The organism is uncultured Nitratireductor sp., assembly GCF_913053745.1.
In the GTDB taxonomy this organism is placed as follows: domain Bacteria; phylum Pseudomonadota; class Alphaproteobacteria; order Rhizobiales; family Rhizobiaceae; genus Nitratireductor.
Window position 1 is genome coordinate 1 of record NZ_CAJXGF010000101.1, and the last position, 17,504, is coordinate 17,504.

Here is a 17,504-nt window from a genome sequence, read left to right on the forward strand (position 1 = left end):
GTCATATCGGCATGATTTTTCAGGAGCCTATGACCTCGCTCAACCCGGTGCTTTCCATTGGCAAGCAACTGGCTGGCGCGATTTCCGCTCATGGCGGGCTTTCTGAAAATGCGATCCGCGTACGCGCGCTTGAACTGCTCGATCAGGTGCAGATTCCCGAGCCGGCGCGGCGGTTGAAGCAGTATCCGCACGAGCTTTCCGGCGGCATGCGCCAGCGCGTGGTGATCGCCATGGCGCTGGCTCAGAACCCGCAAATCCTGATTGCCGACGAGCCGACCACGGCGCTGGACGTGACCGTGCAGGCGCAAATATTGGCGTTGATCCGCAAGCTGCAAGCCGATCTCGGCATCTCCGTCATCATGATCACGCATGACATGGGCGTGGTGGCCGAGATGGCCGACGATGTGCTGGTGATGCAGCATGGGCGCATGGTGGAACACAGCCCCGCCAGCGTGATTTTCTCAGAACCCAGTCACCCTTATACGCAGGAACTGCTTGCCGCCGTGCCACGACTGGGCGAGATGACAGGAACGAGCACGCCCAAGCGCATGCATGGCGCCACACAGACAGAAACGCCCGTGCGCGCCCAGCCACTGGTGGCGGTGAATGACTTGACCGTGCGTTTCGACATCAAAGGTGGGATCCTGCAACGCCCGGTGCGGCGTGTGCACGCGGTTGAAGGCGTCTCCTTCGACATCGTGCCCGGCGAGACGCTTTCGCTGGTGGGGGAATCGGGATGCGGGAAATCGACCACCGGCAAGGCGCTTTTGAACCTGATCCCGTGGCAAGGCGACATTCGCGTCGCCGGGCGTCCGACGCGTGGCCTTGGCGCCCGCACCATGCGGCCGATATTGCGCGATGTGCAGATGATCTTTCAAGACCCCTATGCCTCGCTCGATCCGCGCATGCGCGTGGGCGAACTGGTGGCCGAACCGCTTCTGATACATGGTCTGGCGAGCGGCAGCGAACTCGACGACCGCGTGGCTTATCTCTTCCGCCGCGTGGGGCTCTCGACGGACCAGATGCGACGGTATCCGCATGAGTTCTCAGGCGGACAGCGCCAGCGAATCTGCATCGCCCGCGCGCTTTCGCTTTCGCCCAAGCTGATCGTGGCGGATGAATCCGTGGCCGCTCTCGATGTTTCTATCCAGGCGCAGGTACTCGACCTGTTACAAGATATCCAGAACGAGACGGGCATCTCCTACCTCTTCATCTCGCACGACATGGCCGTGGTGGAGCAGATCAGCCATCGCGTGGCGGTCATGTATATGGGACGCTTCGTTGAAATGGGCAGCCGGGCGCAGATTTTCGAGAACCCGCAACACGACTATACGAAGAAGCTGATGGCCGCGGTGCCGGTGGCCGACCCCTCACGCCCGCGTCGCGCCTTCATGGAAAAGGCGGAAGACCTGCCGAGTCCGGTGCATGGGCTCGACTACATCCCGCCGCGACAAGCCGCGCGCGACATTGGTGGCGGGCATATGGTGTGGTGGTGAAGAGTGGAGAAACATCTCCTGTCCGTTTCACCAGATCCGGAGAGTTCTGCTTCGCCTTCAACCAACAAAAAAGGCCGGGCGCTAACCCGACCTTCCTGATCATCTCAACACGCCGTGCCAGTACATCCGTGGTCACGTCGCAGAGATGAAAACTATGCAGCCTGCAGATTGTCTGCGGCATTCTTGCCGGACTTGCGGTCCTGCACGACCTCGAAGCTCAGCTTCTGGCCTTCAACGATGTTCTGCATCCCAGCACGCTCCACAGCGGAGATGTGGACGAAAACGTCATTATCGCCATTGTCGGGAGCGATGAAACCAAAGCCTTTGGTGGCGTTGAAGAATTTTACGGTACCAATTGTCATGCGATTTTCCTTTCAAATCGTCATAGGAGATCGATGCCGGCAACCGCCGGGCATCAGAGAAGTCGAATTTGAGGGAAGATCGTAGGGGCGCTTGGCAGCGCGAGAACAAAGTTCAACAGCAATTTCGATACGCAACACATAGATGCGGATTGCGTCGAAAGCAAGGCTTGGTTGAACAAATAACCGCTAGCTGCAAAACGATCCCGAACGGGTTGGATGCCCTCCCCTAAAACAATCGTGCAAGGAAGACCAGGCTCATCACCGTCCCGACGATGATGACCACCGCGCGCACCACGAAGGCAGGAAGCGCCCGGGCAAGCGGCGCGCCCGCATAACCGCCGACGGTGGCCGCAACCATCATCACCAGCGCCTGGGGCCAGGCGACGATGCCGGCAAGCGCGAATGTGGCCACGGACATGGCCGAAAGGATGAGGGACAGGCCGTTTTTCAGCCCGTTCATCGTGTTCAGATCGCGCATGCCCCAGAGCGAGAAAAGAGCCAGCAGCACGATGCCCAGGCCGCCATTGAAATAACCGCCATAAACCGAGACAAGCACAGTGCCGAACCAGCCTTGACCTGTGCTGGCGCCAGTTCCGAAGCGACGGGCAAGACCCTGTACCCTTGCGCCGAAGGCGAAGATCAGCGTGGCGATGGCAAGCAAGAACGGCACCACCAGCGAAAACACCTCATTGGAGGAAACCAGCAGGAGAAGCGAGCCGACCAGCCCGCCAAGAGCGGTCAAGCTGGCGATGCGCAGGAGACGAGGCCGGTCGAAGGCGGAGAGCTCGGAACGGAAGCCCAGCGCGCCGCCGAGATAGCCGGGGAAAACGGCGACTGCGCTTGTGGCGTTGGCCGCGACGACCGGCACTCCGACATAGACCAGCGCGGGAAAGGTGAGAAAGGTGCCTCCGCCCGCGACCGTGTTAAGCGTGCCGGCGAAGAACGCCGCAACTGCCAGGATCAAATACTCTTCCATGCCACCCCTCGAAAGAAATGCTTCCGGGCCACATACTCGATCGGCGCGAAAAGAACCAATGCCTGCACCAATCGACAATTGGTGCAGGCGGATCATGTGGATTGGGCGGCTGCCTGCGATCATGCCGCAAGAAGTTCTTCAGCCTTTGTGATTAATGTGACAATAGGAAACGGGACGGGACTTCGAGCGGTCTACCGTCGGCGGATCGCTCCATTGCATGTTGGACGCTCGATGGTGAATACTTCTACCGCAAGCATGACCGGCTTGATCGGTCCGACGATCATGCTCGTCTTCGCGATCGGATTCGTCTGGGTGTGGCTCGTGGACCGACGCCACAGTCATTCCGTCATTCTCGCCACGGCATGCGCACTCTTCGGTTTTGGCATGCTCTCCCAAGTGCTGGAATGGCCGGCCGGTGTCGGTCCGAACGCGCTTTTTTCGGGCTTTCTTTATACAGTATCCGTATTGCTGACGGGCGAGGGAATATTAAGACGCGATGGCAAACGGTTTAACCCGGGCGCAGGCACCGTACTGTTAGCGGCGATCATGGCATCGCTGTGGTATTTCTCTTATGTGCAGCCCGATCTTCTGGGGCGGATTTACGTTCTGAATTTCAGCTACGGCGCAATTCTCCTGTTCATCGCATTGCGAATCCGACCGTCCAAGACCGCAGGCATGGCAGATCGTATCCTCTTCTGGGTTCTGCTGATTTTCGCTCTACATTTCTTTCCGAGAACATTGCTGACCGCAGGCCTTTCATTGCCGCAACAAGGTGCGGCTCCCGGCGGCTCGCTGTTCTGGCAAACGCTGCAGCTTTCGCTCTCCGTGCTTGGCGCCGCACTCGCTTTGACAGCGCTCGCCACCATTCTCACCGATGTGATGGAAGAGCTTAGAAAAGACCGTGACCGCGACGGGCTCACAGGTGTCCTGAACCGTCGCGGCTTCGAAGAACAAGCCGGCTGTCACGTGAAGACACGCCGCAAAGGGCCACTTTCACTGATCGTCTGCGACCTGGATCATTTCAAGCAGATCAACGACACATATGGCCACGATATCGGCGATGCCGCGTTGAAAGCCTTCGGCGCGATGCTGCAGAAGAGCGGTCGATCCAGCGACATCGTCGGCCGCATCGGTGGCGAGGAGTTCGCCCTTCTTCTGCCCCATACCGATCTGCATGGCGCACGCGACCTTGCCGAGCGGCTACGCAACGGCCTTTCCTTCAATGTCCTTTCAATCAACAAGATTGCCATCCGCCTCTCGGCAAGTTTCGGCATTGTCGAGAAAACCCCGAAGACGACCTCGCCGCATTGCTCCGGCGCGCCGATCATCATCTTTACGGCGCGAAGCGCGCGGGCCGCAATAGAATCTCGTCCGATTCCACGCACAATCGCAGTTCGCGCACTGTCGAAACACCGTCTTCCGCGACGTCCGACGATCGAGCCACCAGCGCCTGAACGCATTCACGAGCGCTGCCTGTTTCCAGGTTTGCCGACAGCGAACATGATGTATTCGACAAAGTCGCACACCAAAAGGGGCGCATTGTCCATCGGCGTCGTGACCACCCAGGCGCGCACGCTGCTCGCCACGATATCGGCCGTCGCCATGGCGACGATCAGGCCCCCAGGAACAATTCCAGCCCAGAAATTCGACGAGGTTCAAAAAGGGCGCGGCGACGGTGGACTACATCAAGAAGCCCGCCTACATCGTCATCAACAATCAGTTCTGGTGAGAATTGCCGGCGCGGTCCTGTTAGGCTGCGCCGACGTTATTTCAACTTGAGGATTTTAGCCGAGCCATGAGTCAACCATCGAATCTGCACGAACGCATCGACGCGATCACAGAGGAAATCACCCCGCATCTGATCGAAATCCGCCGGCAACTCCATGCCAACCCGGAACTGGGCTTCGAGGAATACGAAACCTCGGCCCTGGTGATGCAGGAGCTGACCAGATTGAATATCGCCCACCGCTCGGGCTTCGGAAAGACCGGTGTTGCCGCGTCCATCGGCCAGGGCAATGGCAAGACCATCGGCATCCGCGGCGACATGGACGCCCTGCCCATCCAGGAAAGCGCTTCACCGGAATATAAGTCGCGCAATCCCGGCAAGATGCATGCTTGCGGACACGACGCGCATACGGCCATCGCGCTTGGCGTGAGCGAGGTTCTCGCGCGTCTTTCCGACATGCTGCCGGGCCGGGCGCTGATGGTTTTCCAGCCCGCCGAAGAGGGCTTGGGTGGAGCCCGAGCGATGCTGGAAGACGGCCTGTTCGAGTGGATCAAACCGGATATCATGCTCGGCTACCACAACTGGCCGCTGATCGAAGGGGGTACAATCGGCTATCATCCGAAAACCGCCTTCGCCTCCACAGATCCCTTCGACATCACGATCACCGGCCAATCTGGGCATGGTGCACACCCGCATTTGGCGGTCGATCCCATCGTCGCCGCCGGCAATCTCGTATCCTCGCTGCAAACCATCGTCGCCCGCGAAATCGCACCGCTGGACGCTGCAGTCGTGACCGTCGGTTCCATCCAGGGAGGATCGGCGCGCAACCAGATTCCGGACAGCGTAAAGCTGGAGGGCACCACGCGCAGCCAAAATCCGACCGTGCGCGAGGCCGTGAAAGCAGCGATAGAACGGGTGTGCGCAGGCATCGCGGTTACGCATCGCGTGACTTGCGAACCGACCTTCCTGGCCGGGGTGCCTCCCGTTGTGAACGATCCCGACATCCTGCTCTCCGTGCTCGATACGGCGCGCGGCATACTCGGCGATGACAAGGTTGTCGAACTGCCGCAGGGCTCGATGGGCAGCGAAGACTACGCAGAGTATTCAGCTCTCGTACCGAGCGCGCATTTGCGCATCGGTTCCCGCCTGAAAGACCGCAGTACAATGCTTCACCGCAGTGATTTCGACCTGGACGAGGCTTGCATTCCCACGGCCGTAAAGGCCATAGCGGCAGCGGCGATCGATCTGATGAAGGATTGATGGCGACTGCCGGTCGCACCGGCAGCCTCTTGAAAGAGAAAAAGGCCGGGCAACTCCCCGGCCTTCGCTATCTCAGCGTCGAATTAGGCGAGTGCGCGCTTGGCCATCGCCTTGATCAGATTGGCGCGGTAAGTCGCGTCGCAATGGATATCGGTCATGAGGCCGTCGGCCGACACCGGCACGCCATCGACCGCCGCGACCGACCAGTCCTCCGACAGTGCCCGTTCCAGCCCATCATGGCGGAAAACGCCGTCCGATCCCGCTCCCGTGACCGCAACCCGCACATTGCCACCGCCCCGTTTTGCAACGAAAACGCCAGTCATCGCGTAGCGCGAGGCAGGATTCGGGAACTTGGCATAACCGCAGGCTTCCGGCGCCTCGAAACCGACCGCTGTGACGATCTCGCCTTCGGAAAGCGCGGTGGAGAAAAGCCCGGTGAAGAAGTCATCCGCGGCGATCTCGCGCTTGTTGGTGCGGATCGTGGCGCCGAGCGCGAGGAGCCCCGCAGGGTAATCCGCCGCCGGATCGTTGTTGGCAATGGAACCACCAATCGTGCCCTGATGACGCACAGCCGGATCGCCGATACCGCCTGCCAGTTTGACGATGGCCGGGCACACGCTTGCCAACTGCGCGTTTTCGGCGACCGCCGCATGGGTTGTCATCGCGCCGATCGTCACGCTTCGGCCCGAGACCTTGACCCCGACCAGATCGGCGATGCCGCGCAGGTCGATCAAGTCCGAAGGCGCCGCCAGATGGTGCTTCATGGTCGGCAACAGGGTCTGGCCGCCAGCCAGCAACTGCCCGTCGGAAGCGGCAGAAAACTTTGCCGCCGCATCGTCGACGCTGGTGGCACGGTGATAGGTTAGATCATACATGGCGGGTCTCTCTATTCTGCGGCGATCTTGGACGAAGCGGCGGCCTGCAACGCGGCCCAGACGCGCGGCGCGGTCGCCGGCATTTGAAGGTCGTTGTTGCCGATCGCATCGGTGATGGCATTGATGACCGCCGGCGGTGTGCCGATGGCGCCGGCCTCGCCACACCCCTTGATGCCGAGCGGATTGGACGGGCTTTTGGTGGAATGGTGATGGATGGCAAAGCTCGGAACATCGTCGGCGCGCGGCATGGTGTAGTCCATATAACTTGCCGAAAGGAGCTGGCCATCCTCGTCATAAACCACATTCTCCAGCATGGCCTGACCAACGCCCTGGGCAATGCCGCCATGCACCTGGCCCTCCACGATCATCGGGTTGATGATGGTGCCGAAATCGTCGGACGCGACGAACTGGACGATCTCGGTCTCGCCTGTATCGGGATCGACTTCCACCTCGCAAACATAGGTTCCCGCTGGGAAAGTGAAGTTTTCCGGATCGTAGAAAGCCCCCTCTTTCAGTCCAGGTTCCATCCCGGCGGGCAGATTGTGGGCTGTGTAGGCGGCAAGACCGACCTCGTGCCAGGCCATGGAACGATCCGTTCCGGCCACCTTCACCTCGCCATTCTCGACGACGAGATCGTCCTCGGAAACCTCCAGCACATGGGCCGCGATCTTCTTGACCTTGGCCTCGACCTTGTCGAGTGCCTTTACGATGGCCGACAAACCGACCGGTCCGGACCGCGAACCATAAGTGCCCATGCCGAACTGCACCTTGTCGGTGTCGCCATGCACGATCTGGATGTTGTCGACCGGCAGGCCGAAGCGCTCCGCCACCACCTGAGCGAAGGTGGTCTCATGCCCCTGCCCATGGCTGTGGCTGCCGGTAAGCACCTCGATCGTCCCGACAGGATTGACGCGCACCTCCGCACTTTCCCAAAGGCCCACCCCTGCGCCCAGCGACCCGACAGCGGCCGAAGGCGCAATGCCACAGGCCTCGATGTACGAGGAAAGGCCGATGCCGCGCAGCTTGCCGCGTTTGGCGGCGTCGGCCTTGCGGGCGGGAAAACCCTTGTAATCTGCCGCTTCCAGCGCCTGATCAAGATTGCCGGCGAAGTCGCCCGCATCATAGGCCATGATGACGGGCGTCTGGTGCGGAAACTCGCGGATAAAGTTGGCGCGTCGCAATTCGGCGGGATCGACGTCCAACTCACGCGCCGCCGTCTCCATAATGCGCTCCAGAAGGAAACAGGCCTCCGGCCGGCCCGCGCCACGATAGGCATCGACTGGCGCGGTGTTGGTGTAGACCGTACGCACATTGCAGTAAATGTTCGCAATGTCGTACTGGCCCGAAAGCAGCGTCGCATAGAGATAGGTCGGAACAGCGGAAGAAAACAGCGACATATAGGCGCCGAGATTGGCGATCGTGTCGACCTTGAAGCCGACAATACGGTTGTCTGCATCGAAACCGATCCGCGCCGTGGAGACATGGTCGCGGCCGTGCGCATCTGTCAGGAACGCTTCGGAGCGGTTCGCCGTCCATTTGACCGAACGCTTAGTCTTCATGGATGCCCACAGACAGGCAATCTCTTCGGGATAGATGTAGATCTTGGAGCCGAAACCGCCGCCCACATCGGGCGCGATGACCCTGAGCTTGTGTTCCGGAGCGACCTGATAGAAGGCCGAGAGCACCAGTCGCGCCAAATGCGGGTTCTGGCTGGTGGTGTAGAGTGTGTAATGATCCTCAGCCTCGTCATAGGCGGCGATGGCCGAGCGCGGCTCCATTGGATTTGGCGACAGACGATTGTTGACGATCTTCATCTCGGTGACATGAGATGCACCCTCAAGTGCCTTGTCGACCGCCGCTTCATCGCCAAGCCCCCAATCGAAGATGAGGTTGCCGGGGGCGTTCTCGTGCACCTGCGGGGCGCCGTCTTCAAGAGCATCGGCCGGGTGCACCACGGCTGGCAACTCATCGTAATCGACGACGACTGTTTCCGCCGCCGTACGGGCCACGGCCTGTGTTTCGGCCACAACCAAGGCGACCGCATCGCCGACATAACGCACTTTGTCGGTGGCCAGCGCCGACCAGGCACCCATGTTCATCGGGCTACCGTCCCTAGAATTTACGGCCCAGCCGCAGATAAGATTGCCAATGCCGTCCTCGGTGAGCTGCTTGCCGGTAAGCACCGCAATCACGCCATCCATCTTTTCCGCTTCCGCGCTATCGATGGCAGTGACTTTCGCATGCGCGTGAGGACTGCGGACAAAGGCCGCGTAAGCCTGTCGTTCGTTGCGAATATCGTCGGTGTAACGACCCTTGCCGGTGATGAAGCGTTTGTCTTCCTTGCGCAGGACACGAGCGCCAATACCTTGTTCCGTCATGTCGTATCCTCCCTCAGCCTGCGACCATCTTCGCCGCGCCGTCCTGGATGGCTCGAACGATGTTGTGATATCCGGTGCAGCGGCAGATATTGCCCTCCAACTCGTGACGGATCGCCTCTTCGGTCAGCTCCTTTCCGGCCGCCTTGTAGCGGGCAACCATATCGGTTGCCGACATGATCATGCCCGGCGTGCAGAAACCGCATTGCAAGCCATGGTTCTCTTTGAAAGCGGTCTGCATGGGATGAAGCGCACCGTTGGCCAGCCCCTCGATGGTGGTGACCTCCGCCCCTTCGGCCGAGGCGGCGAGCATGGTGCAGCTCTTCACCGCGCGCCCGTCCATATGAACGATGCAGGCGCCGCATTGACTGGTGTCGCACCCCACATGCGTGCCCGTGAGACGCAAATGCTCGCGCAGGAAATCCACCAAAAGCGTATTGTCCGGGACAGAGGCGCGCGCCGCCTTGCCATTCACCGTCATCGAGATTTCGGTCATGTATTCCTCCCTTGCCTAGGGCTCGTACCCGCGTCACGGGACAGCGTCCTAGGTTGCGATATGCCCTGCCCCTTCAAATGGATCAGCGAAGCTGCAAGACAATCCGTCGACGCCATGCTGGGGCACCCCCCGCGACAACGCCATAAGGCCGATCAAAGCATAAGAAACGGAATTGCGGACACGCCGGATCAAGTGCCACACCCGCGCATAGCGCGCCGTGCCCGTACGAACGATGGGGTTTGGATCCGCCAAGCGACGCCTCCCGCATCAGCTTTTGCGACCGTACAAGGCGGCCGAAAGCTGTTTCAATTCACTCCCGAGGATCATTTAAGCGACGTTTTTGACGAATGCCAAGGCCCCTTATGGATGGGGTTGGAAGAGGGAATACCATAAGCCGTTCGGTACCGGGTTCTGCAATTCGAACGCATCACCTTCTTTCTTGGAAATGGTGCCAAGTCGCCCGTTCTGGCTAATGGTCAATTCCATTCTTCGCCAGCTGAAACGTCTCACCCTCGATGCGAATGGTGTCCGTACTCGGCGCGGAGATCGATCTGCTTCGTCCGTCCCGGCATACCAGTGTCGGCCATTCACCGATCTCACAGTCGATCTCGTCATAGAGATTGGTCAGGGGCACGCCGCGCGCAATCACCAAGGCCCGGCTGCCAAGTCTTATGACATGACCGTCATTGGGCCCAACAAACGCCGAGACCGCATGCTCGCCGGATGCGTTAGCGAAGCCACGGACATAAACAGGCTCCGCCGTCTGACCCGCGATGACGTGCCGATTGGCCGACATCGCCCAGGCATAGCGCCTCAAAACACCGCTGCGACCGTCATAGAGGGTTGCCGTGTCCGGGTGCATTTCCGCGGAAAATGGCATCGGTGGCTGAAACAGGCGCGCACCCCGCTCATGCGCCAAACCTATCCCACAAGAAACAAGCAGCAGCACGGCACCGTGCAACACAAGCGACCTGCGATCCATCGCTACCCCTTGGGGCACGGCCTTCGCGGAAGGCGATGCCCTCTTCGAGAGCAGACCGCCCTTGCGATCAAGTGCATGGGCGGTACACATTTCATTGTGCGGCTAAACACGCGGCATGTCCAGCATGCGGTTTCACCGACCGGCGTTGCCGCGTGGAGCGAAATCGAGCGGCGCGGTGTCTATTCCCGGCTCTCCCCGTTCTCGTTCGATTCGAGCGCATTGAGCGAACTGAGCCGAAATCCGTCGGGCCCGTTCTGGCGCGCCAGTGCGAGTTGTTCGGATGCGATCCGCATAAGTCCACGAAATTCGATCTGATCCTCGAAGATGACGCCGCCAATGTCGAGCGACAACTCGATTTCTTCTCCATGGGCGGCGAAGGGCGCCTCGGCGACCGCGGCCCGTATGCGATCGCCTACCTCCTGCGCCCGCTCGACCGTTGCCCCCGGCAGAAAAACGCCGAATTCGCTGCCGCTCAAACGCCCGACGACATCGCTTCGGCGCACATTGGCACGGATCACCGACGCGATCTGACGCATCGACTTTTCGCCCCAGTTGAAGCCGTAATCGATGCTGATGTCTCTCGTGTTTTCGGCCTCGACGATCAACAGGGCGCCGAAGGTTCGACCCGCTTCGGAAACGGTGGCCGCACGGCGGCGCTCTACCAGTGTGGTGAACATATTGCCGTTGTAGACTTCGGTCGAGGGATCGTAGGCCACAGAGAAACTCCGCTCCCGTTTGACACGGCGCAGTTCCTCCATCGTCTGCCCGATATAAACAAGGAGAGGAGCGGTTATCAGGACCGGCAGCACGAGAGCCACGGCGAGGCTGCGCCGATAGGGATCGATGCTGTCCCCGGAAAACAGCAGGTAGTGGACCAGAAAGGACAATCCCACTGCTGCAAGCGTCCCCAGCAGTGTGAAGGCAATCAGCCAAGTCCAGCGCGGTTTGCTTTGCAAGAACGACTTGTCCATACGGGTTCAATGTCTCCGTCTCACTAATACGTCGATAACCGGCAAGCTTCTAATAAAAGTTGCTTGGATCGGTCGACTTTTAACGATTCGTTTAGAGAGCGGGACCGTCTCTTTGCGGACACGCGACACGGCACTGTCGTGCTGGACTTTCAACCACGCATCAACAGGCGATCATCTTAGGGTGCAGAATCGCGCGTCAAAAACGCGCTCGACCACGCTTGCCCGGCGATTGTGAAGTTTTCGCTGAGCATGGGGTGTGTTCAGACTGCCAATCAAATCTGACGCCACGGCCAGCGCAAATCGTTAAAATGCCGAGAATATCATTTGTTTGCCGGTTACAATTTTCTGCGCATGGTTGTCGCGATGCGGGGGCATTGGAGAAGGGATATCATGCCGACGAACTTTGCATCCGTACACGCTCACCTGGAGAATGCGCAGGCAGAACTGACCGGCTCCGATCCGGCAACGCAACAATTGCGTGAAACGGTCGGCCTTCTGATGGATGCCGCGCTCAAGGCCGAGTTTTCAGCCAAGCCGCATGACTGCAACGTCATTCCGTTCCCGCGCGCTGCGGCCCCCCGGCACGGGCAGACGTCGCGTCACGGATAAGAGCGTAGCCAGCGCGCCGACAAAGGTTCAAACCGCATCGGTGATTGCGCGATTGCGTGCTTTTTCGGCTTCGCGCGCGATCGTTCGCCCGCTTTCATCGGCACTTTCCATTAGAATGGTTGTCCCCGCGCGATCCAGAAAGACGAGTGCAACATCGGCGTCCGGCCCCACCATTACCGCCGCGACCCGCTGAAATTGCGGATCTCCGTCAAGCCTGCGATTGAAGAGAACCTGTCCATCGACTTCGCTCAGAGCGGCCAGCAGGGCGGTCTCGAAACCCTGCGCAACCACATCGGCAAGGCTGAGCAGCAGCTCAAGCTGGACTAATTCCAGCGATGTTTCTTTCGACACGTCTACGCAACTCGAATCGTTATTCACATCGGGAAATTAGCCGAGTGAATCGAAGCCGGGCAACGAAGCTGCGGGAACAGTTTGTATCGCTATGAAACAAATCATCCAGCGGCAAAAAACGTTTCGCAAGACGGCCTCCAATCCCAAAGCCGGCAAATCCCGACAGCGCCGGGAGAAGTGCTATGGCCAGGATAGAATCATGCGCGAACTTGAAATTTTCATATTGAAATCGATTACATTTGCCATACAATCGATTTCATTGGCATGGCAGAGCGTAAGCTTTGTAGAGGAGATGCCATAGGGAAGGAATGCCGCACGATCGGCTACGGAGGCCATGACCGCCTGCGCCGCTGGTGCATTTCATCAGGGAGGAATTCATGAAAAGACTGGCAACTGTTGCCGTGGCCGCCGCCGCTCTCGCGGGCACAACGCTTTCGGCTATGGCCGAGGACTTCAAGATCGGCTTGTCGAACGGCTGGGTGGGCAGCGAATGGCGCACGCAGATGATCGAAGAGGCCGAAGAGGCTGCCGCCGCCTGGAAAGACAAGGGCGTGAATGTCGAGGTCCTCGCCCAGAGTGCCAATGTGGACGTCCCCGGCCAGATCGCGCATGTGCGCAACTTCATCAGCCAGGGTGTCGACGCGATTATCATCAATCCGAACAGCCCGACCGCCTTCGACCCGGTATTCGCACAAGCCAAGGAAGCCGGCATCCTTGTTATCGCGACCGATGCGGAGGTCTCATCTCCCGATGCCATCTATGTGGGCATCGACCAGAAGGGCTGGGCCATGGAAAGCGCCAAATGGTTGGCCGAAACGCTGAACGGCGAGGGCAAGGTCGTCGCCATCAATGGCGTTGCCGGCCATCCCGCCAACGAAATGCGCGTGGCGGGCTATCGCGAAGTGTTCGGCGAGCATGACGGCATCGAGATTGTCAACGAGGTGAACGCCAATTGGGACCAGGCGCAGGGCCAACAGGCCATGCAGAACCTTCTGGCCACCTATCCCGACATCGACGGCGTGTGGGTGCAGGACGGCATGGCTGCCGGCGCTTGGCGCTCCATCATGGACGCCGAAAAGAGCGGTGACATCGCCGCGACCGGCGAAATCCGCAAGGACTTCATCGATATCTGGACGGAGAACGAATTGAACTCCGGCGCTTCGGTGAACCCGCCCGGCGTAATGGCAAGCGCTCTCAATGTCGCGGTTCTCATGCTGCAAGGGCGCGAGCTGAAGGAACCTGCCACGGCGGGGCAGTACAACAATGCGATGTCCCTGCCGATCCCGTTCATCAGCTCGGAGAATCTGGAAGAGGTCGCCGCTTCGGTTGAAGGTGAGCCAGGCTACTATTCCTATACGAATTCTCTTTCCATCGAGGATGCGGAAGCGCTGTTCAAGTAAGCCCGTTGCCTGAAAGCTGAAAGCCGCGCCGGCACGCGCTGGCGCGGCGCGTTCTTCGGAAACCTGTCATGACCAAATTGAAGCTCAGCGGTGTAAGCAAGGCTTACGGCGCCACGCTGGCGCTACGCCGTGGCGATCTCGAACTCGACAGCGGTGAAGTGCATGTACTGATCGGCGCCAACGGCTCCGGCAAGAGCACGCTGTGCAAGATCGTGGCCGGCAGCGTGCGCCCGGATGCAGGCGAGGTCTTGCTCGACGGGCGTGCGGTGACCGTCAGCGGACCACGTGCGGCGCAGGCGCTGGGCATCGGCATCTTCTATCAGGAACTCAGCCTCGCCGACCATCGCAGCGTCGCCGAGAACATCTGCCTGCCCGATCTGCCGCGGCAGAATGGTTTGTTCATCGACCGGACGGCGCTGCGCGCTGAAGCCGAACGATACATCGCCCTGTTCGAGACTGTTGCAGGTGCAGCGCTCCAGGCCGACACCATCGTCGGCGACCTGCGCGCCGACCAGCGGCAATTGGTGGAAATCATGAAAGCGCTGGCGACGGAGGCACCGATCCTGATCTTCGACGAGCCAACCTCCGCCCTAGATCGCGCCCAGGTGGACCGTTTCTTCGAAATCCTGCGAGACCTCAAGAGCAAAGGGCGGAGCATCGTCTTCATCTCGCATCGCATGGACGAGATTTTCGCCATCGGCGACCGTGTGACCGTGATCCGGGACGGCGAGACGGTTGGCACCACAACGATTTCAGAGACAAGTCCGGATGCCGTGATTCATATGATGGTGGGCGAACAGGAAACGCTGGCCACGCCGCAAGCCGCACCGCCCATACATGCCCCATCGACCGATATCGCCCTCAAAGTCGAAGGCCTCACCGGCGCCGGCTTCCACGAGGTCAGCTTCGCTGTTGGGCGAGGCGAGATTCTCGGCCTCGGCGGTTTGCACGGCCAGGGTCAGTCCGCCATTCTCAAGGCGCTTTTCGGGGCCGTAGCACCGCGTTCTGGCGAGGTGAAACTTGCCGGTGAACGGCTTCGCATCGACAGTCCACGCAGCGCCATCGCACAAGGTCTTGCTTATGTTTCCGGCGACCGCGGACGCGACGGCGTGATCAGTGGCAGGCCGATCCTTGAAAACGTCACACCCATTCATGCGCTGCGCAATCGATTGCTTCTCGCCCGCCCGGGACGGCTGGCCGAAAAAGCGCTGCCTGCGCTGAAAGCATTGAACACCAAATTCGCGGGGCTTTCCCATTCCATTGGGTCGCTTTCCGGCGGCAATCAGCAAAAGATCGTTATCGCTCGCTGGTTGATCGACAAACCCGACATCCTGCTGCTCGACGATCCAACCAAGGGCATCGACCTTTCCGCCAAGGCCGACCTTTTCGCGCTGATACGCGAACTCGCGGCAGAAGGGCTCGCCATCGTGCTCTATTCGTCGGAAGACGCCGAACTTCTGAACAATGCCGATCGCATTCTCGTGTTCAACGGCGGCTCGGTGAGCCGGGAGCTCAGCGGAGCCGAACGCACCCGCTACAATCTCTACCAGGCAGCCTACGAGGCGGCATGATGACGACCAACGCTTCTCTCACTGCGCATGACAGCGGCCTGCGGCGGCTTCTGGGACGTTTTCCGTTTTTGCCTGCGCTCTTCATTCTTGCCGTGCTTCTGATCCTGAACGGCATTTTCGAACCCAATAGCCTGAGTTTCCGTTCCCTGACCGGCCTTGTACGCACCTATATGGCGCTGATGCTTCTGGCGGTCGCTCAGACCTATGTGGTCTATGCAGCCGACATCGACCTCTCGGTCGGTGCCATCGCTTCGCTCGTCAACGTCACCATTATCGTGTTGATGCAACATATGGGAGGTGGCGGGCTTTCGGTTCTGGCCGCGCTCGGCGTGGGCGTTCTGGTCGGACTAGCCTGCGGTCTTGTCAACGGTTTCGTTGTCGCGGCCCTGCGCCTTCAGGCTATCGTTGCGACCTTCGCGACGAGTATCTTTTTCACCGGGCTTGCTCTTGTCATCCTGCCGGTCGCCGGCATGCCGGCGCCAACGGTCTTCTGGCGCACCTATGGTGGGAGTTTTTTCGGCATCCCCTTCGTCTTCTACGCCGCCGCGACGCTCGCCATCCTGCTCTATCTGCTCGCACGCACCCGCCTGGCGACCCAGCTTTTGGCGGTTGGCGATGGACAGCAAGCAGCCTTCCAGAGCGGTCTTCCCGTGACCGCAATCCGCATTGGCGGTTATGCGCTGTGCGGCGTGTTCGCGGCTCTCGCCGCCTTTTGTATCACCGGCGATACGGCCAGCGGCGATCCACTCGTCGGCGCCAAGATGACGCTATTCAGCGTTGCTGCCGTGGTGCTCGGCGGCAGTGCGCTTTCCGGCGGTTTCGGCACGGTGGCGGGCTCCGTCATCGCCGCGCTGATCATCGGCCTTATCAATTCGCTGGTCTTCTTCGCCGGCACACCCTCCCATTGGCAGAATTTCGTGCAAGGGCTCGCCATTCTCGCCGCACTGATGGTCGGCGTTCTCGTCAGCCGCAGGGGGCGCGCATGAACCGTCTGACAGGAATCACCGCAAACCCGCTTTTGATCGCACTCGTCCTCATTGCCGCGCTTCTGTTTCTCGGTGACGCGCTTTCGCCGGGCTTCGCTTCGGGCAGCCAGATCCTGCGCCTTCTCATCGTCGCAGCCCTGCTTGGCATCGTCGCCGCCGGCCAGAACCTTGTCATTCTGGGCGGGCGCGAGGGCATCGACCTTTCCGTCGGCGGCGTGGTCTCGCTTTCTGCCATCGTGGCCGGCAATGTGATGAACGGGATGGATGGCGGCATTCCCCTGGCCATTCTGGCCTGTGTGGCGACCGGCGCCCTGTTCGGCCTGTTCAACGGGCTGGGCGTTACGCTCCTGCGCATACCGCCCCTGGTGATGACGCTTGGCATGCTGGGCGTCCTGCAGGGTCTTCTGGTGGTTATCCGTCAGGGCATCCCCTCAGGGCGCGCGGCTCCTGCCCTTTCGGAATTCGTCACCCGGCCTTTTCTCTTCGGATTGCCGGGCATCATCTGGCTCTGGATCGGCGTCGGCCTTTTGATGGCTTTCATCCTGCACCGAACCGTGTTCGGCCAGCGCGTCTATGCCATCGGCTCCAACGAACGGGCCGCCTTCATGGCCGGCGTGCCGGTGCGGCGCATGCGTATTGCACTGTTCATGCTTTCGGGCGTGTTCGCCGCCATTGCCGGGCTTTGTCTGCTTGGTTATTCCGGCTCCTCTTTCGCCAATGTAGGGGAGCAATATATGTTGCCATCGATCATCGCCGTGGTGTTTGGCGGCACGCCGCTTTCGGGCGGCAAGGGAGGCTACACCGGAACCATGGCCGGCGCGGTCCTTCTGGTGGTGCTGCAAAGCATCCTGACGACGATCAACATCGACGAATCCGGTCGGCAGATGGTGTTCGGCGCCACGCTTCTGGTGCTGATGCTGTTCTATGGCCGCGGGCGGGGTCTGCGCGCATGAACCGCCGGCCCAAAATCAAGGACATCGCCGAAGCGCTGGGCGTTTCTTCAGCCACCGTATCGCGCGCGCTAAGCGGCAGTGCGCTCGTGACGGACGAAACCCGCGCGCGAGTGCG

General features: G+C 60.4%; 17 protein-coding genes. 9 read left to right on the top strand and 8 right to left on the bottom strand.

Annotation, left to right across the window (positions count from 1 at the left end):
* The coding region (locus QZ638_RS15835; RefSeq protein ID WP_295812412.1) for an ABC transporter ATP-binding protein at positions 1-1,496 on the top strand (1,496 nt) is incomplete at its 5' end.
* Positions 1,497-1,648: 152 nt separating this feature from the next.
* Here the strand turns inward: QZ638_RS15835 and QZ638_RS15840 are convergent.
* Positions 1,649-1,858, bottom strand: coding sequence for a cold-shock protein (locus QZ638_RS15840; RefSeq protein WP_295812415.1), 210 nt, complete (start codon positions 1,856-1,858; stop codon positions 1,649-1,651).
* Positions 1,859-2,084: 226 nt separating this feature from the next.
* Entirely contained in the window at positions 2,085-2,834 is a 750-nt protein-coding gene (locus QZ638_RS15845; protein WP_295812418.1) for a sulfite exporter TauE/SafE family protein, read from the bottom strand.
* Positions 2,835-3,065: 231 nt separating this feature from the next.
* On the opposite strand from QZ638_RS15845, the gene QZ638_RS15850 reads away from it, so the two are divergent.
* A complete protein-coding gene (locus tag QZ638_RS15850; protein ID WP_295812421.1) occupies positions 3,066-4,613 on the top strand; it encodes a GGDEF domain-containing protein in 1,548 nt (515 codons plus the stop codon).
* Positions 4,614-4,629: 16 nt separating this feature from the next.
* Positions 4,630-5,820: a M20 family metallopeptidase gene (locus tag QZ638_RS15855; RefSeq protein ID WP_295812424.1), complete on the top strand. Its 1,191-nt coding sequence runs from the start codon at positions 4,630-4,632 to the stop codon at positions 5,818-5,820.
* 83 nt (positions 5,821-5,903) lie between these two features.
* Here QZ638_RS15855 and QZ638_RS15860 read toward each other — a convergent pair whose 3' ends face one another.
* The 5 genes from QZ638_RS15860 to QZ638_RS15880 all read right to left on the bottom strand — a co-directional run bounded on the left by QZ638_RS15860 (position 5,904) and on the right by QZ638_RS15880 (position 11,504).
* Positions 5,904-6,695, bottom strand: a complete 792-nt coding sequence (locus QZ638_RS15860) for a xanthine dehydrogenase family protein subunit M (RefSeq protein ID WP_295812426.1) — start codon at positions 6,693-6,695, stop codon at positions 5,904-5,906.
* 11 nt (positions 6,696-6,706) lie between these two features.
* Positions 6,707-9,073 carry a xanthine dehydrogenase family protein molybdopterin-binding subunit gene (locus QZ638_RS15865; protein WP_295812428.1) on the bottom strand — a complete coding sequence of 789 codons (2,367 nt, stop codon included), beginning with the start codon at positions 9,071-9,073 and terminating at the stop codon, positions 6,707-6,709.
* A 13-nt stretch (positions 9,074-9,086) separates the two neighbouring features.
* Positions 9,087-9,566, bottom strand: coding sequence for a (2Fe-2S)-binding protein (locus QZ638_RS15870; RefSeq protein WP_295812430.1), 480 nt, complete (start codon positions 9,564-9,566; stop codon positions 9,087-9,089).
* 469 nt (positions 9,567-10,035) lie between these two features.
* Positions 10,036-10,548 (bottom strand): hypothetical protein, encoded by a 513-nt coding sequence (locus QZ638_RS15875; protein WP_295812431.1) that lies wholly within the window; start codon positions 10,546-10,548, stop codon positions 10,036-10,038.
* 179 nt (positions 10,549-10,727) lie between these two features.
* Complete coding sequence (locus QZ638_RS15880) at positions 10,728-11,504, bottom strand: diguanylate cyclase (protein WP_295812432.1); 777 nt, start codon at positions 11,502-11,504, stop codon at positions 10,728-10,730.
* Between the two features lie 405 nt (positions 11,505-11,909).
* Between QZ638_RS15880 and QZ638_RS15885 the strand changes: the two genes are divergently transcribed.
* A complete protein-coding gene (locus tag QZ638_RS15885; protein WP_295812436.1) occupies positions 11,910-12,128 on the top strand; it encodes a hypothetical protein in 219 nt (72 codons plus the stop codon).
* A 27-nt stretch (positions 12,129-12,155) separates the two neighbouring features.
* Here QZ638_RS15885 and QZ638_RS15890 read toward each other — a convergent pair whose 3' ends face one another.
* Complete coding sequence (locus QZ638_RS15890; protein WP_295812438.1) at positions 12,156-12,479, bottom strand: hypothetical protein; 324 nt, start codon at positions 12,477-12,479, stop codon at positions 12,156-12,158.
* A gap of 377 nt (positions 12,480-12,856) precedes the next feature.
* On the opposite strand from QZ638_RS15890, the gene QZ638_RS15895 reads away from it, so the two are divergent.
* The 5 genes from QZ638_RS15895 to QZ638_RS15915 form a co-directional block, all read left to right on the top strand.
* Positions 12,857-13,879, top strand: a complete 1,023-nt coding sequence (locus QZ638_RS15895; protein WP_295812440.1) for a substrate-binding domain-containing protein — start codon at positions 12,857-12,859, stop codon at positions 13,877-13,879.
* Positions 13,880-13,947: 68 nt separating this feature from the next.
* Complete coding sequence (locus tag QZ638_RS15900; RefSeq protein WP_295812443.1) at positions 13,948-15,450, top strand: sugar ABC transporter ATP-binding protein; 1,503 nt, start codon at positions 13,948-13,950, stop codon at positions 15,448-15,450.
* Positions 15,450-16,436: an ABC transporter permease gene (locus tag QZ638_RS15905; protein ID WP_295812449.1), complete on the top strand. Its 987-nt coding sequence runs from the start codon at positions 15,450-15,452 to the stop codon at positions 16,434-16,436. The genes QZ638_RS15900 and QZ638_RS15905 overlap by 1 nt, the downstream gene beginning before the upstream one ends.
* On the top strand, positions 16,433-17,389 hold the full coding sequence (locus tag QZ638_RS15910) for an ABC transporter permease (RefSeq protein WP_295812447.1): 957 nt from the start codon (positions 16,433-16,435) through the stop codon (positions 17,387-17,389). The genes QZ638_RS15905 and QZ638_RS15910 overlap by 4 nt, the downstream gene beginning before the upstream one ends.
* Positions 17,386-17,504 (top strand): LacI family DNA-binding transcriptional regulator (locus tag QZ638_RS15915; protein ID WP_295812452.1); only part of this gene is annotated, 119 nt, incomplete at its 3' end. The genes QZ638_RS15910 and QZ638_RS15915, both read left to right, overlap by 4 nt.

What these genes read in the sequence shown, in the direction of transcription:
- QZ638_RS15855 (WP_295812424.1), top strand. Translation starts at nt 4,630, where the DNA reads ATGAGTCAACCATCGAATCTGCACGAACGCATCGACGCGATCACAGAG.
- QZ638_RS15870 (WP_295812430.1), bottom strand. Translation starts at nt 9,566, where the DNA reads ATGACCGAAATCTCGATGACGGTGAATGGCAAGGCGGCGCGCGCCTCT.
- QZ638_RS15875 (WP_295812431.1), bottom strand. Translation starts at nt 10,548, where the DNA reads ATGGATCGCAGGTCGCTTGTGTTGCACGGTGCCGTGCTGCTGCTTGTT.
- QZ638_RS15865 (WP_295812428.1), bottom strand. Translation starts at nt 9,073, where the DNA reads ATGACGGAACAAGGTATTGGCGCTCGTGTCCTGCGCAAGGAAGACAAA.
- QZ638_RS15840 (WP_295812415.1), bottom strand. Translation starts at nt 1,858, where the DNA reads ATGACAATTGGTACCGTAAAATTCTTCAACGCCACCAAAGGCTTTGGT.
- QZ638_RS15895 (WP_295812440.1), top strand. Translation starts at nt 12,857, where the DNA reads ATGAAAAGACTGGCAACTGTTGCCGTGGCCGCCGCCGCTCTCGCGGGC.
- QZ638_RS15845 (WP_295812418.1), bottom strand. Translation starts at nt 2,834, where the DNA reads ATGGAAGAGTATTTGATCCTGGCAGTTGCGGCGTTCTTCGCCGGCACG.
- QZ638_RS15905 (WP_295812449.1), top strand. Translation starts at nt 15,450, where the DNA reads ATGACGACCAACGCTTCTCTCACTGCGCATGACAGCGGCCTGCGGCGG.
- QZ638_RS15860 (WP_295812426.1), bottom strand. Translation starts at nt 6,695, where the DNA reads ATGTATGATCTAACCTATCACCGTGCCACCAGCGTCGACGATGCGGCG.
- QZ638_RS15850 (WP_295812421.1), top strand. Translation starts at nt 3,066, where the DNA reads ATGGTGAATACTTCTACCGCAAGCATGACCGGCTTGATCGGTCCGACG.
- QZ638_RS15910 (WP_295812447.1), top strand. Translation starts at nt 16,433, where the DNA reads ATGAACCGTCTGACAGGAATCACCGCAAACCCGCTTTTGATCGCACTC.
- QZ638_RS15900 (WP_295812443.1), top strand. Translation starts at nt 13,948, where the DNA reads ATGACCAAATTGAAGCTCAGCGGTGTAAGCAAGGCTTACGGCGCCACG.
- QZ638_RS15885 (WP_295812436.1), top strand. Translation starts at nt 11,910, where the DNA reads ATGCCGACGAACTTTGCATCCGTACACGCTCACCTGGAGAATGCGCAG.